This window comes from Caulobacter sp. GW821-FHT11E10 (genome assembly GCF_058808375.1).
Map to the genome: position 1 here is coordinate 211,444 of NZ_JBXARP010000010.1, position 13,582 is coordinate 225,025.

14 protein-coding genes and 1 pseudogene are annotated in these 13,582 nt (G+C 69.0%); 10 read left to right on the forward strand and 5 right to left on the reverse strand.

Going from position 1 to position 13,582, the window contains the following annotated elements:
• Positions 1-497 precede the first annotated feature (497 nt).
• From AC1RRV_RS21145 to AC1RRV_RS21155, 3 genes and pseudogenes are all read left to right on the forward strand, one after another.
• Complete coding sequence (locus tag AC1RRV_RS21145) at positions 498-623, forward strand: hypothetical protein (RefSeq protein WP_492861616.1); 126 nt, start codon at positions 498-500, stop codon at positions 621-623.
• Between the two features lie 29 nt (positions 624-652).
• A pseudogene (locus tag AC1RRV_RS21150) lies at positions 653-1,543 on the forward strand (beta-1,6-N-acetylglucosaminyltransferase); the annotation flags it as partial.
• Between the two features lie 2 nt (positions 1,544-1,545).
• Complete coding sequence (locus AC1RRV_RS21155; RefSeq protein ID WP_492861617.1) at positions 1,546-2,649, forward strand: sensor histidine kinase; 1,104 nt, start codon at positions 1,546-1,548, stop codon at positions 2,647-2,649.
• Between the two features lie 8 nt (positions 2,650-2,657).
• Here the strand turns inward: AC1RRV_RS21155 and AC1RRV_RS21160 are convergent, their stop codons facing one another.
• On the reverse strand, positions 2,658-3,620 hold the full coding sequence (locus AC1RRV_RS21160; RefSeq protein ID WP_492861618.1) for a bifunctional helix-turn-helix transcriptional regulator/GNAT family N-acetyltransferase: 963 nt from the start codon (positions 3,618-3,620) through the stop codon (positions 2,658-2,660).
• Positions 3,621-3,696: 76 nt separating this feature from the next.
• A complete protein-coding gene (locus AC1RRV_RS21165) occupies positions 3,697-4,182 on the reverse strand; it encodes an FAD-dependent oxidoreductase (RefSeq protein ID WP_492861619.1) in 486 nt (161 codons plus the stop codon).
• 138 nt (positions 4,183-4,320) lie between these two features.
• Here AC1RRV_RS21165 and AC1RRV_RS21170 point away from each other — a divergent pair, with 138 nt between their 5' ends.
• From AC1RRV_RS21170 to AC1RRV_RS21200, 7 genes are all read left to right on the forward strand, one after another.
• Complete coding sequence (locus AC1RRV_RS21170; protein WP_492861620.1) at positions 4,321-4,704, forward strand: BlaI/MecI/CopY family transcriptional regulator; 384 nt, start codon at positions 4,321-4,323, stop codon at positions 4,702-4,704.
• Positions 4,704-6,419 carry a M56 family metallopeptidase gene (locus AC1RRV_RS21175; RefSeq protein WP_492861621.1) on the forward strand — a complete coding sequence of 572 codons (1,716 nt, stop codon included), beginning with the start codon at positions 4,704-4,706 and terminating at the stop codon, positions 6,417-6,419. The genes AC1RRV_RS21170 and AC1RRV_RS21175 overlap by 1 nt, the downstream gene beginning before the upstream one ends.
• A 22-nt stretch (positions 6,420-6,441) precedes the next feature.
• Complete coding sequence (locus AC1RRV_RS21180) at positions 6,442-7,782, forward strand: M56 family metallopeptidase (RefSeq protein WP_492861622.1); 1,341 nt, start codon at positions 6,442-6,444, stop codon at positions 7,780-7,782.
• 112 nt (positions 7,783-7,894) lie between these two features.
• Positions 7,895-9,253, forward strand: coding sequence for a pectate lyase (locus AC1RRV_RS21185; protein WP_492861623.1), 1,359 nt, complete (start codon positions 7,895-7,897; stop codon positions 9,251-9,253).
• Positions 9,254-9,419: 166 nt separating this feature from the next.
• Positions 9,420-10,538, forward strand: coding sequence for a chorismate synthase (gene aroC, locus AC1RRV_RS21190; RefSeq protein ID WP_492861624.1), 1,119 nt, complete (start codon positions 9,420-9,422; stop codon positions 10,536-10,538).
• Between the two features lie 180 nt (positions 10,539-10,718).
• A complete protein-coding gene (locus AC1RRV_RS21195) occupies positions 10,719-11,261 on the forward strand; it encodes a response regulator (protein WP_492861625.1) in 543 nt (180 codons plus the stop codon).
• A 48-nt stretch (positions 11,262-11,309) separates the two neighbouring features.
• Positions 11,310-11,552, forward strand: a complete 243-nt coding sequence (locus AC1RRV_RS21200; protein ID WP_492861626.1) for a hypothetical protein — start codon at positions 11,310-11,312, stop codon at positions 11,550-11,552.
• Between the two features lie 125 nt (positions 11,553-11,677).
• Here AC1RRV_RS21200 and AC1RRV_RS21205 read toward each other — a convergent pair whose 3' ends face one another.
• From AC1RRV_RS21205 to queC, 3 genes are all read right to left on the reverse strand, one after another.
• Positions 11,678-12,043, reverse strand: a complete 366-nt coding sequence (locus AC1RRV_RS21205) for a 6-pyruvoyl trahydropterin synthase family protein (protein ID WP_477067525.1) — start codon at positions 12,041-12,043, stop codon at positions 11,678-11,680.
• A gap of 73 nt (positions 12,044-12,116) precedes the next feature.
• Positions 12,117-12,749: a 7-carboxy-7-deazaguanine synthase gene (gene queE, locus AC1RRV_RS21210; RefSeq protein WP_492861627.1), complete on the reverse strand. Its 633-nt coding sequence runs from the start codon at positions 12,747-12,749 to the stop codon at positions 12,117-12,119.
• Entirely contained in the window at positions 12,746-13,477 is a 732-nt protein-coding gene (gene queC, locus AC1RRV_RS21215) for a 7-cyano-7-deazaguanine synthase QueC (RefSeq protein WP_492861628.1), read from the reverse strand. The genes queE and queC overlap by 4 nt, the downstream gene beginning before the upstream one ends.
• Positions 13,478-13,582 lie beyond the last annotated feature (105 nt).

The window sequence follows — 13,582 nt, forward strand, 5'->3', positions numbered from 1 at the left end:
AAGGGCGGACATGACGTCCTTTCGGGCCGACGATCCCGCATGGCGCGGGGCGATCCGTGGCTCGGCCATGATAGCGCGGTCAGGGAGTGATGGCTCCCCCACGGCGCAATCATTTCCCCGCCGGCCGGCTGCTCATGCTAATGTTCCCTTGAGGCGCGCAGTCACGCCACCGGATCGATCCGCCCCGCGGAAGGTCCCAGGTCCCGAAGCCGGGACGCTCACGCGCCCCGTTCACGCCCTGAATTTCCGCTGATCCGACCGCTGGGCGTTAGCCCGCCTCGTTTCGTCGCGACCGCCATCAGCGTCCTCGAAAGGAACCTCCCTTGTCCAAAGGCAATCGTGAAGTCCGTAAACCCAAGACCGCCAAGCCCAAGGTGATCGCCGCCGCCGCTTCCGTGACGCTGTCGCAGACGCTGGCGCCGCGAAAGAAATAACGCCCGCGCTGTCGAGAAGACCGAGCGCCGCGGCCCCGTCGCCTCCTACGAAAGACCAGCCTCATGAAGACCTATCCGGGAACCCGCCCGTCGGGACCCAAGGGTTTCAACGACCCTCGGTCGACTGGCGGCCAGCCGTCCAAACCGCGCCCGATCGATCCCGACGCCCTGCGAGGCACAAAGTCTTGATCCAGGCCCCGCGCCAAGCGGCGCCGACCGTCGCCTACCTCATTCTGGTTCATCGCTATCCCGAGCAGTTCAAGCGACTGTTCAAGGCGATCCACGATCCGGCCAACCACTATCTGATCCACGTCGACAAGAACTCCGGCGCGCACCTGGAGGACGACATTCGCGGGTTCCTCGCGTCGTATCCCAACGCGGCCTTGCTGGAGAGCAAGCGCGCGCTCTGGGGCGGCTACAGCCTGGTCGACGCCGAGTTGCGCGGCATGGAGCGGCTGCTCGAGATGGGCGCCGACTGGGAGTTCTTCATCAATCTCAGCGGCCAGGACTTTCCCCTGGCCACGCAAGGGCGCATCCGAGCCTTTCTCGACGCCAATCGCGGCCGGGAGTTCATCCGGGTGCTGGACCAGGCCAAGAGCCGTCCCGACACCATGGGCCGGGTTCTCGAGCATGTGGTCGAGCACGCCGACCGGATCATCAACAGCCTGGTGACGCGGCTCTTCCTGGCCGGGGCCAAGCCCTATATCGGCAATCAATGGAAGATCGTCAGCCGGGCGTTCTGCCAGTTCGTCTGCCACGACCCGTCGGTCGATCGCTACAAGGCCTTCTACCGCAACACCTTCATCGCCGATGAGGGCTTCTTCCAGACCGTGATGATGAACACCGCCGCGCATGGCGAGGTCGTCAACGACGACAAGCGGATGATCGACTGGGTGCCCGATGGCGACATCAAGCTTCGTCCCCGCACGTTCACCGTCGCCGACGCCGACGTGCTGACCAGCAGCGCGGATCTCTTCGCGCGCAAGTTCGACGCCGAGGAGGACGCCGAGATCCTCGACATCCTGGAGGCTCACCTGCGGGCCCAGGACGTCGCGAACGAGCCCTCGCCGACCATGGTCGACGACGCGCTCCCGATGTTGGTGGCCTAGGGATGAGCGGCGCCCAATCTTCAGGATCGGGCGCCGCCGACGGGGCGATCGCCACACGTATCCTGATCCCGTTCGTCCAGGTCGAGGACGCCCAGACCCTGGCCCAGGCGATCGTCAATACGCTGCACGAGCCGTTCCTGGTTCTGGACGCCGACCTCAGGGTTCTGGTGGCCAGCCCCTCGTTCTATGGCGCGTTCAAGGTCAAGCCGAACCAGACCATCGGCCGGTTGCTTTACGACCTCGGCGACGGACAATGGGACATTCCGGCGCTGCGCCTGCTGTTGGACACGATCATCCCCGAGCGGACGGCCATGGACGCCTTCGAGGTCGCCCACGACTTCCCTGGCCTGGGTCAGCGCATCATGCTGCTCAACGCCCGCAAGGTCCTCTACGAGACCAGCGCGGCCACCACGATCCTGCTGGCCTTCACCGACGTCACGGCGCGGCGCGCGATCGAGCTCGAGAAGGACCAGCTTCTCACCCGGACGGAGGATCTCCTGCGGCAGACCGAGATGCTGATGCACGAGATGGGGCATCGGGTCGCCAACAGCCTGCAGATCATCGCCAGCGTGCTGATGCTGAAGGCCAGGAGCATCGCGTCGGAGGAGACGCGGGAACATCTGCGCGACGCGCACCAGCGCGTCATGTCGGTGGCCACCCTGCAGCGCCACCTTCACGCCACCGAGGGGGTCGAGACCATAGAGCTCGGCGCCTATCTGACCACGCTTTGCGCCAGCCTCGTGGAGACCATGGTCGATGAGCGCCAGCCGATCTCGATGACGGTCACCACCGACGGGGGCCCGGCGCCATCGGCCCAAGCCCTGAGCCTGGGCTTGATCGTCACCGAACTGGTGCTCAACGCGATCAAGTACGCCTTTCCGGTCCCCCGCGAGGACGCCGCGATCCAGGTCACCTACGACCGCGACGCCAGCGGCTGGCGGCTGGTCGTTTCCGACAACGGCGTCGGCAAGGCGTCGGACGCGCCAGCGAAATCCGGCGGCATGGGAACGGTCATCGTCCAGGCGCTCGTCGGACAGCTGGGCGCGAAAATCGATGTGCGAAGCACCGAGACGGGCCGGACGGTCTCGATCGTGGGCGTCGGCTAGCGCCGCCCCTAGCCTCTCGGCCGGAACGACATCGCCACGTCGCAGCGCTCATAGCGGGCCGCGAACTTCTGCATGATCTCGTCGTCGTGGACGAAGCCCAGCTTCTCGTAGAGATGAATGGCCGCCGCGCACTTCCTGTTGGTCAACAGATAGACCTTGTCGAAGCCCAGGCTGGAGGCCCGCTCCAGGGTCTTGGCCAGCAGGAATTCGCCGGCCTTCAGGCCCCGCGCGCTCTTCAGAACGCCCATCTTGGTCAGCTCGACCCAGCCGTCCTTGGACACCATCAAGGCGCAGGTCCCGACCACGCCCAGCTCGGCGGTTTCCGCGAACAGCACCGCGCCGCCCTTGTCGAGGATCAACTCGCGCGGCTTGGACAGCAGGGCGATGTCGTTCTCCTCGAGGACGAACATGTCCTCGATCCACTCCGCGTTGATCCGATAGAAGGCTTCGGCCAGGTCGTCGGAGAAGTCGCGGGCCCACAGGGTCGGGGAGCCGGCCGCGTCGACGCGGGCCTTCAGCGGCGCGTCGTCCAGGCGGGCCTCCAGCTTGGCGATCCCCTGCATGAAGTCGCCCGGCAGACCCTCGCACAGGGCCGAAGCGGCCTCCTCGACGCGCGGCATCAGCACCGTCTGGATGCGGACCATCAGGGCCTCGCCGGCCGCGGTCAGGGCCAGGCGCTTGGTGCGCTGATCCTCGGGCGAGCGCCGGGCCTCGACCAGCCCTTCCTTCTCCAGCGCCAGGACGGCGCGGGTGACGGTGGGCTGGCTGATGCGCAGTTGCTCGGCCAGCTCGCCGATGGTCGGCGGGCCGTGCAGGCGGATGGCCAGCAGCATCGACAGCTGACCGGGCTGGATCGGCATGTCGAGACTCTTCAGCACCTCAGCCGCGTCCGCCTGCAGACGCTCGGCCAGCCGCTTGAGCCGGCTGCCCAGGAACCCTACGCCCAACCCTGCCAGAACATCCGCTTCCATGGCCGCACCTCGATACATAGCACGCTATATAGCTTGCTATGAGATGGGCGGGCGCGCAAGCGTTTCTCGCTCGTGCCTACATGTCGAAGCTGGAGGTCACCGCACAACGGATCTGGCCATTGACGACCTCGACCGCCGCCGCCCGGCCCATGGTCAGGTCGTAGAACCGCTGCTGCCCCTTGGTCGTCACCGCCAGATAGTCGGGCGAATTGAACTTGCAGACCGCATAGCGCACCGGCGCGCCGTCGATCTCCTCGGTGCGGTGGGTGCAGGTCATCGCCCCGCCGTGGCGCTCAAAGACCGCGCCGTCATAGGGCGTGACGGACGGCCCGCGCTGGACATCGCGGAACCGGGCCGCGCTAAGTGGCGCGCAGGCCGGCCCCTCGGCGCGCCAGAACGACGCCCTGGCGCTGGCCCGCGCGTGCTGATCGTGCGCCAGGACCAGAAAGCCCGGCGCGCTGACCAGGATCGTCAGGGCGACCAAGGCCGCCGTTCGCCGCCACCGCTCACGCGAGGGCGCTTCCAGGGGCAGTTTGACGATCTGGATATCCTCGGACGCCATCAGGACCTCTCGCTACGCCAGATAGATGTACAGATGTAATTCTAAATCGCAACCTTGTCACCCAAGAACGTTGATCGCCACGCTTGACGTCATGTCGCTACATTTGTAACGTACTCGCGACATCGCAGAGATCCCGTCATGACCGAACCCTCCGATCTCGAACTCGAAGTGCTGAAGGCCTTCTGGCGTGGCGGCGCGATGAGCGCCCGCGAGGCGCAGGTCCTGATCGAGCCCGAACTGGGCTGGAGCGCCTCGACCACCCGCACCGTGCTGGAGCGCATGGTGGCCAAGGGCCTGCTGATCCGGCGTTCGGTGCACGGCCTGGCGGTCTACGAGGCGCACAAGGCCAAGGTCGACGTGATCGGCGGCGTGCTGAACCGCCTGCGCGGCCTGCTCGAGATCGACGGCCGCCTGCCCGCCTCGGCCTTCGCCGGCAGCCAGATCCTGTCGGAGACCGAGATCGCCGAGCTGGAAACCCTGCTGAACACCGCCCAGGTTCGTGGCGCCAAGGAGGTCAAGTGATGCATCCGCTACTCGCCTCCACCGCCCTGGGCCTGGTCGCCGCCTGGCCCGTCGGGGCCCTGGGCTTTGGCCTCGGCCGCCTGGTCGAGCGCCTGACCGACGATCCGCGTCCGCGCGCCGCCGCCTGGAGCCTGGCCTACGCCCTGCCCGCCGGTGCCCTCGTCGCGACCGTGGCCCTGACCTTCTCGCCCGCGCCGGAAGCTCCCGTGGTCGCCCCGCCCCTCGTGGTTGAAGCGCCGATCGTCGCTGCGCCCCGCGCGGTGGAAGCGCCCGTCATCGCGACCGCGCCCGGCTGGACCCCGGAGGGCGAACTGGCGACCAACCTGGCCTGGAGCCTGGCCGGACTGTCCGTCGCCGGCCTGCTGGCCCGTGGCTGGCGCTGGAACCGGGGACGCCGCCGCCTGGCCGCGATCCGCAAGGCTTCGGAGCCCTGCGACAACCCGATCCTGATCGAAGCCGTCCGCCTGCGCGCCGCGCGCCTGGGCGTGAAGCCTCCGCCGGTACGGGTCAGCGCCGACATCGCCGAGCCGCTGCTGGCCGGCCTGCGTCGCCCCGTGATCCTGCTGCCCAAGGCCCTGACAGAGGTCACCGACACCCAGCGCCTGGCGCTGGTCTGCGGACACGAACTGGCCCATCTGCGCCGGGGCGACAACTGGCGGATCCCGGCCGAGGAAGCCCTGGCCGGCCTGTTCTGGCTGACGCCGCCGATCGCCGCCTTGCGCGGCCGGATGCTGGCCGCTCGCGAAGCCGTCTGTGACCTGACCGCCCTGGACGGCGCCGCGCCGGAGGCTCGCCGCGACTACGCCCGCGTCCTGGTCGAGGCGCTCAAGGCCAATGCCCAGCCCTCTCCCCAATCGGCCTTCACCGGCCGCGACCGGAACCTGGTCAGCCTGCGCCTGTCGGCCATCCTGCAGCCGCGCGGGAGCGCCTCGGCCGGTCGCATCGGCCTGGCCTTCGCGCTCGGCGGGGTCCTGACCGTCGTCACCGGCGCCGGCTCATTGGCCCTGGCCGACCAGGCGCGTCGCCTCGCCCCGCCGGAACATCACGCCCACGAAGCCCAGGCCGTGGCCGAGGCGGCGCAAGCCGCCGAAGCCGCCCGGGCCGCCGCCGCCCCCGAGGCCGTCGAGGCTGAAGCCGCGCGCGCCGTGGCGACCACCGCGACCGAGGCCGCCGAGGTTGCTCGCGCCGCGGTCACCGCCCAGGCCGTGGCCGACGTGCGGGCCGAAGCCATGGCCCGGGTCGAGGCGACCGCCCACGCCGAGGCCGCGGCTCGCGCCGAAGTCGCCGCGCGGGCGGCGCATGCTCAGACCGCCCAGGTCGCGGCCCGGGCGCAGGCCGCCGCGCGCGCCGCGACCGCCTGGGCGGCCGACCCTCGCCCCAGCCCGGACCCTCGTCCCGATCCTGATCCGCGCCCGAACCCGCATCCGGAGCCGTTGCCAAATCCCAGTCCGACCGGCGCGCTCGAGATCATGGCCGACATGCAGAAGAACAACCCCGCCCGACGCGAGGTCGTCTTCCTCGGCGACGTAGCCGTGAAGGGAAAGCTGGACCCCGTGCGGGTCGATCTTAAGGTCAACGGCCAGCCTGCTGTGCGCTGGTTCCAGCCCAGCGACCTCCCGGCCGGCGCTATCCAGCGGCTCGAAGTGAGCAACCAGCGCACCGCCATCACCGGCAAGGTCGTCGTCAACGTCGTGACGAACGCCAAGGTTCAGTAGCGTCCAAGCGCGGAGTAGCTCCATGAACGCGTTTTTCGCCTCCGCCGCCCTCGGCCTGATCGCCGCCTGGCCCGCCAGCGGCCTGGGCTGGCTGCTGGGCAAGGCGGCTGACACCCTGACCGACGATCCCGCCCTGCGCGCCGACGCCTGGAACAGGGCGGTGACGCTGCCCCCCACCATGCTGGGCCTGATGCTGGGCGCTTCGCTATTGCCCGAGGAGACCACCACGCCGGTCTACCAGGCCGTGGTCAGCGCCAAGGCCGTCGCCTCCGCCGGCGCGGTCATGCATGAAGCGACCCTGCGCGCCTTTCCCGCCCTCGACGCCGGCGAGACCGCCGGAGCCGTGCTGATCCTGGGCGCGGCCGCCGGCCTGGCCGTCGCGGCGGTGCGGCAGGCCATCGGACGGGTGAAGCTGGAGCGCATTGTGCGCGAGTCGCGTCCAGCCGCGTCCGAACTGGCCCTGGCCGTGCGCGCCGCCGCCCGACGCATGGACACCGGCCGTCCCGAGGTCAGGATCAGCGACCAGATCGACCAGCCGCTGCTGGCGGGCCTGTCGACGCCGGTCATCCTGCTGCCGGCCGAACTGGTCGAGCGCCTGAACATCGACCGCCTGGTCCCGATCTGCGCCCACGAGCTGGCGCATCTGAAGCGCGGCGACAACTGGCGGCTGATGGCCGAGCACCTGCTGGGCGGCCTCCTCTGGATGGTCCCGCCGGTAGGCCTCCTGCGCGGCCGCGCCGCCGCCGCCCGCGAGGAGCTGTGCGACGCCCTGGCCCTGGACGGCGCGGCGCCCGAGATCCGACGCCGCTACGCCGAGAGCCTGATCGAGGTGCTGCGCGGCCGCGCCGCCCCCACCCTTCACCCCGCCTTCACCGGCAAAGGACGGAAGCCGACCCTCATGCGCCTGAAAGCCATCACCGATCCCCGCCGCCCCGCCGGCCTCGCGCGCAAGGTCGCGCTGACCTTGGCCAGCGCCGTGGCGATCACAGCCGCCGGCGCGACGTCGATCGCCCTGGCCCAGCACGCCCAAAGCCAGGGCAGCCGCACGATCATCAGCGAAGACAAGAGCGGCCAGTATGTCGACATCCGCTCCGACTTCGTCCGGGTCACCAACGCCGAGATCGTCAAGGGCAGGCTGAAGGTCCCCGACGGCCAGGTCTCGACCTATCATGGCCACGTCAAGATCCGTGGTCGCCTGCGCGCGCCGGAGACCACGGTGCTGCTGAACGGCGAGACCCCGCCGGTCGGCTTCGACCCCACCACCCTGCCCGACGACGTGATCGAGCGGCTGGAGGTCATCAATCACCCGATCCCGGCGGGCTCGCGGGTGACGCTGAACATCTTCCTGAAGCCGGGCGCCTAGGCCTCTCACCGAGTTTATGACACCGGTGGACAAGGCCGGACTCGACCGTCATTTTCACCCTGACCCATAGGGGCGGCGCCGAGAACGCCGCCCCGCCTTGTCGGGATGGAACATGCAAAGCCGCCACCTTCGCCACGCCGCCGGCGCCCTCGCCCTGATGCTGATGGTCGGGGCGGCCGTCCCGGCCTTCGCCGCCGATGTTCTGGCCTTCCCTGGCGCCGAGGGCGCGGGCCGGTTCAGCGTGGGCGGACGCGGCGGCGCCGTGCTGCGCGTCACCAACCTGAACGATTCCGGCGCCGGCTCCCTGCGCGCCGCCGTCGAGGCCAAGGGCCCGCGCACCGTCATCTTCGACGTCGCCGGCACGATCCAGCTGAAGAGCCCGCTGAAGATCAGCAACGGCCAGATCACCATCGCCGGCCAGACCGCGCCGGGCGGCGGGATCACCGTGCGCGACCAGACCCTGATCGTCGGCGCCGACGACGTGGTCATCCGCTTCCTCCGCTCGCGCCTGGGCGCCGAGAGCAAGGTCGAGGGCGACGCGATCTGGATCTCGGGCGGCCGCCGGATCATCCTCGATCACGTCTCGGCCAGCTGGTCGGTGGACGAGACCCTGTCGGCCTCGGCGCGCTACGACCAACCGGGCCAGGGGTTCTATGACCTGACCGTCCAGTGGTCGATCATCGCCGAGAGCCTGGCCCACTCGATCCACGTCAAGGGCGACCACGGCTACGGCAGCCTGATCCGGGGCGGCAACGGTTCGAAGATCAGCTTCCACCACAATCTGTGGGCCAACCACATGGCCCGCATGCCGCGCCCCGGGAACTACGCGCCCGCCGACAAGGACCCCGTCGGGGCGTTCTTCGATTTCCGCTCCAACGTCTTCTACAATTGGGGCAAGAGCTATGCCGGCTACGACGCCGACAAGGCGGCCCTGGCGGCTTACAACTTCGTCGACAACGCCTATGTGCCCGGCCCGAATTCCGGGAAGAACGTGGCCTTCCAGGAGACCAACAGCCTGGCCAAGGCCTATTTCGCCGGCAACAGCATGGCCGGCGCGGTTCCGGCCGATCCCTGGAGCCTGGTGACCTTCACCATCCCCGAGCCCGCCGGCTATCGCCTGGCCGCGCCGCTGGACGTCGGCGTGGTGGCGCCCGAGCCGGCCGACAGGGCCTATGAGCGCATCCTGGCCGACGCCGGCGCCTCGGTCTGGCGCGATCCGGTCGACAAGCGGATCATCCAGGGTGTGAAGACGCGAACCGGCAAGGTGATCAACACCCACGAGGACGTCGGCGGCTGGCCGGTTCTTCCGACCGGCAAGCCGGCCAAGGACACGGACGGCGACGGCATGCCCGACGCCTGGGAAAAAGCGCACGGCCTGGATCCGAAGAAGGCCGATGGCGCAGCGGCGACCAAGGACGGGTGGACGAACCTGGAGCTCTACCTGGCGGACGCGGCCAAGGTGCGGGGGTAGGCATCAATCCTCCCCCTAGCGGGGGAGGTGTCGCCGCAGGCGACGGAGGGGGAAGTTCTGCCGAGCTTGCCCCTTCCCCCACCGGCGCTTCGCGCCACCTCCCCCGCTAGGGGGAGGATCTTTGCGGCTTTTGCGACGCGGCCCCGTTTCAGCTAGAAGCCGCCCCATGTCGCACAACACCTTCGGTCACCTGTTCCGCGTCACCACCTGGGGCGAAAGCCACGGCCCGGCCTTGGGCTGCGTCGTCGACGGCGTTCCGCCGGGCATCGCCCTGACGGCCGAGATGATCCAGGGGTTCCTCGACAAGCGCCGCCCGGGCAACGGCAAGTTCGTCACCCAGCGCCAGGAGCCGGACGCGGTTCGCATCCTGTCGGGCGTGTTCGAGGACGAGCGCACGAACGGCCAACGGACCACCGGCACGCCGATCAGCCTGATGATCGAGAACACCGACCAGCGCAGCAAGGACTATGGCGAAATCGCCCAGGCCTTCCGCCCGGGCCATGCCGACTATCCCTATTTCGCCAAGTACGGCGTGCGCGACTATCGCGGCGGCGGCCGCAGCTCGGCGCGCGAGACCGCCGCGCGGGTGGCGGCGGGCGCGGTGGCGCGGCTGATCATCCCCGGCGTCACGATCCGCGCCGCCCTGGTCCAGATCGGTCCGCACGCGATCAACCGCGATAACTGGGACTGGGCCCAGACCGAACAGAACCCCTACTGGTCGCCGGACGCCGCCATCATCCCGGTCTGGGAAGAACACCTGGAGACCATTCGCAAGGCCGGCTCCTCGACCGGCGCCGTCGTCGAGGTCGAAGCCGTCGGCGTGCCGGCGGGCTGGGGCGCGCCGCTCTATGGCAAGCTGGACGCCGAACTGGCCGCCGCCCTGATGTCGATCAACGCCGCCAAGGGCGTGGAGATCGGCGAGGGCTTCGCCAGCGCCGCCCTGACCGGCGAGGACAACGCCGACGCCATGCGCCTGGGGCCGGACGGCGAACCGGTGTTCCTGTCCAACCACGCCGGCGGCGTGCTGGGCGGCATCTCGACCGGCCAGCCGGTGGTGGCCCGCGTGGCCTTCAAGCCGACCTCGTCGATCCTGATCCCCCGCCAGACCCTCAACGAGGCCGGCGAGGAGATCGACCTGCGCACCAAGGGCCGCCACGATCCGTGCGTCGGCATCCGCGGCGTGCCGGTGGTCGAGGCCATGACGGCTTGCGTGTTGGCCGACGCCTTCCTGCGCCACCGTGGCCAAACTGGCGGCCAGACGTTCTCGCCAGGCGCGAGTCGCTAACGCGCCGATAGAGGTCAATGAACTTCGGTCGAATTGGTCTTACCACTGATTTAACTTGGCTTTCCGGTTGACCGGACTGTGATCACGCCTGTAAGGCTCGGACAGGCGCTTAACCCGAGACGCGAGCAAAACGCGCATAGGTTGCGGCCAAAATAACGCGATGACTGAGGGGTTCAGCGCGTGCGGTTCGACCTGTTGAAGATCCTGCTGGTCGACGACAACCAGCACATGCGCATCTTGTTGATCGAGATCCTGCGCGCCATCGGCGTGCGTCAGGTCTACGAGGCCATGGACGGCGCCGAGGCGCTGTCGATCATGCGCCAGGTCCCGATCGACGTGGTGTTCACCGACCTGTCGATGAGCGGCCTGGACGGCATCGACTTCGTCAATCTGCTGCGCAAGTCGCCCGACAGCCCCAATCCGTTCGCACCGATCGTGATGATCACTGGCCACTCGACCCAGCGCCGCGTGTGCGAGGCGCGCGACGCCGGCGTGAACGAAATCCTGACCAAGCCGATCACGGCCCGCGGCGTGGTCCACCGCCTGACCCTGTTGATCGAGAACCCGCGCCAATACGTGCGGACCGAGGACTATTTCGGCCCCGACCGCCGCCGTCGTGACGATCCGCGCCACCAGGGCCCCTGGCGGCGGTCCGAGGACGAGAACACGACCTATCTGGATTTCCCCGAAGTCGGACGCGGCCATCCGACACGGAGAATTTAAACCTTTTGCCCGCTAGAACGTGGTGAACAGCGTTTTATGAGCTTCACCATGACCTTCCGCCGCCTCGCTCCCCTCGCCGCCGTCCTCGCGATGGTCGCCCTCTCGCAGACGGGCTGCCTGGCCGCCGCCGCGGTCGGCACCGTGGCCGGCACCGCCATCGGCGTCACCGGCGCGGTCGTCGGCGGCGCCGCCAAGATGGGCGGCAAGGCCGTTGTGGCCACCGGCAAGGCGGTCATCCCCGGCGACAGCAGCAAGAACGACCTGGGCGATCGCCGGGAAGAGGAAGAGTAGCTCTTGTGAAAGATGCTCCCCCGCTGGGGGAGCTGTCGGCGAAGCCGACTGAGGGGGCTAATGCGGCCTAGGCCGAGCTGCCCCCTCCGGCCCTCTGGGCCACCTCCCCCAGCGGGGGAGGATCTTCAAAGCGTCAGCGCGCAGCTCTCGCCGATCGTCGGGCGCGAGATCACCACGCGTGACAGGCCCGGGAACGCCGGCGTCAGGCGCTCGGCGAAATAGAGGCAGAGACGCTCCAGGGTCGGGCTTTCCAGACCGGGGCGATCGTTCAGCAGACCATGGTCCAGCTCGGTGGCGACTGCCTTCAGCGCGGCGTCCAGGCCGTCCAGGTCGGCGACCCAGCCGGCGTCCTGCATCTGCCCCTTCACGCTGGCCTCGACCTTGAACGAGTGGCCGTGCAGCTTGCGGTAGCGATGGTCGGCGGGACCTTGCTCGATGTAATGAGCCGCGTCGAAATGCGCGGCCTTCGTGATCTCGAAGACGGGCTTCATCAGGTACTTCTTTTGACAAGGCCTGGGAGGCTCTAGCGCAACGACCCTGTCACCAAGTCGCGCGCCTTATCCGTCAGGGCAGGCCGAGATATTTGTGCGTTTGGACGCTTAAACGCCATTGGGGGTGGGAAAGGCAATAGGCGACGGCCAATTGCGTGTTCCTGTCGCGGTCCGGCCCGTCCATCGGCTGCAGGTAGAAGCGCTCGAAATCCAGGTCCGCGAACCGCTCCGGCATGGCCTTGTCCTGCGGGTAGACCAGCTTCAGCTCCTGGCCCGAGGTCTGGACTACCGGCGCGTCGGCCTTGGGGCTGATGCAGATCCAGTCGACGCCGGCCGGAGCTTCCAGCGTGCCGTTGCTCTCGACGGCGATCTGGAAACCGCGCGCGTGCAGGGCTTTGATCGCCGCCTCGTCCAGTTGCAGGAAGGGCTCGCCGCCGGTGCAGACCACCAGGCGGTCGTCCGGCCCGCCGGTCCACTGGGCCTCAACGGCGGCCGCCAGATCGTCGGCCGTGGCGAACTTGCCGCCGTTCTCGCCGTCGGTCCCGACGAAGTCGGTGTCGCAGAAGGTGCAGACCGCCTTGGCCCGATCCTGCTCGCGGCCGGTCCACAGGTTGCAGCCGGAGAAGCGGCAGAACACCGCCGCCTTGCCCGCCTGGCCGCCCTCGCCTTGGAGGGTCAGGAAGATCTCTTTGACGGAATAGGTCACGCGCCCACCGGATCCTGGGCGAGCGCCTCGCGCCCCGCCGCGTCCCACTCGACATAGCCCTTCTCGCGCAGCTCGCACGCCGGGCAGGTCCCGCAACCATGGCCCCAGGCGTGCAACTGGCCACGTTCGCCCTGGTAGCAGGTGTGGCTTTCCTCGACGATCAGCTGGACCAGGTCCTCGCCGCCCAGCGCCTTGGACAGCGCCCAGGTCTGGGCCTTGGTCAGCCACATCAGCGGGGTCTCGACCCGGAAGCCGCGATCCATCCCTAGGTTCAGGGCGTTCTGCATGGCGTCCAGCGTGTCGCGCCGGCAGTCGGGATAGCCCGAGAAGTCGGTCTCGCACATGCCGCCGACCAGGGCGTCGACGCCGCGCCGGTCCGCCAACGCGGCGGCGTAGATCAGGAACACCAGGTTGCGGCCGGGCACGAAGGTCGAGGGCAGGCCGCGCTCGGTCATCTCGATGGCGCGGTCGGCGGTCAGGGCCGACTGGGCCACCTGGCCGAAGCTGCGGATATCCAGCACGTGGTCCTCGCCCAGGCGGTCGGCCCATTGCGGGAAGCGCGCGGCGATCTCGCGGCGCACGGCCTGGCGGGCCTCCATCTCGACCAGATGGCGCTGGCCATAGTCGAAGCCGACCGTCTCGACGCGCGCATAGCGCTCGAGGGCCCAGGCCAGGCAGACACTGCTGTCCTGACCACCGGAAAACAGAACCAGGGCCGCGTCACTCATGCGGGGCGCTCGATCTTCGAAAGGGGGAACATGGCCCCTCCTCTACACGAGCCGAGGCCGCCCCGGAACCATCGCGCCATCGCCATGCCGCCGAGCCCCCGACTC

Coding starts and splice junctions, on each gene's coding strand:
- AC1RRV_RS21155 (WP_492861617.1), top strand. CDS start 1,546: ATGAGCGGCGCCCAATCTTCAGGATCGGGCGCCGCCGACGGGGCGATC.
- AC1RRV_RS21180 (WP_492861622.1), top strand. CDS start 6,442: ATGAACGCGTTTTTCGCCTCCGCCGCCCTCGGCCTGATCGCCGCCTGG.
- queC (WP_492861628.1), bottom strand. CDS start 13,477: ATGAGTGACGCGGCCCTGGTTCTGTTTTCCGGTGGTCAGGACAGCAGT.
- aroC (WP_492861624.1), top strand. CDS start 9,420: ATGTCGCACAACACCTTCGGTCACCTGTTCCGCGTCACCACCTGGGGC.
- AC1RRV_RS21205 (WP_477067525.1), bottom strand. CDS start 12,043: ATGAAGCCCGTCTTCGAGATCACGAAGGCCGCGCATTTCGACGCGGCT.
- AC1RRV_RS21145 (WP_492861616.1), top strand. CDS start 498: ATGAAGACCTATCCGGGAACCCGCCCGTCGGGACCCAAGGGTTTCAAC.
- AC1RRV_RS21165 (WP_492861619.1), bottom strand. CDS start 4,182: ATGGCGTCCGAGGATATCCAGATCGTCAAACTGCCCCTGGAAGCGCCC.
- AC1RRV_RS21200 (WP_492861626.1), top strand. CDS start 11,310: ATGACCTTCCGCCGCCTCGCTCCCCTCGCCGCCGTCCTCGCGATGGTC.
- AC1RRV_RS21175 (WP_492861621.1), top strand. CDS start 4,704: ATGCATCCGCTACTCGCCTCCACCGCCCTGGGCCTGGTCGCCGCCTGG.
- AC1RRV_RS21160 (WP_492861618.1), bottom strand. CDS start 3,620: ATGGAAGCGGATGTTCTGGCAGGGTTGGGCGTAGGGTTCCTGGGCAGC.
- AC1RRV_RS21185 (WP_492861623.1), top strand. CDS start 7,895: ATGCAAAGCCGCCACCTTCGCCACGCCGCCGGCGCCCTCGCCCTGATG.
- AC1RRV_RS21170 (WP_492861620.1), top strand. CDS start 4,321: ATGACCGAACCCTCCGATCTCGAACTCGAAGTGCTGAAGGCCTTCTGG.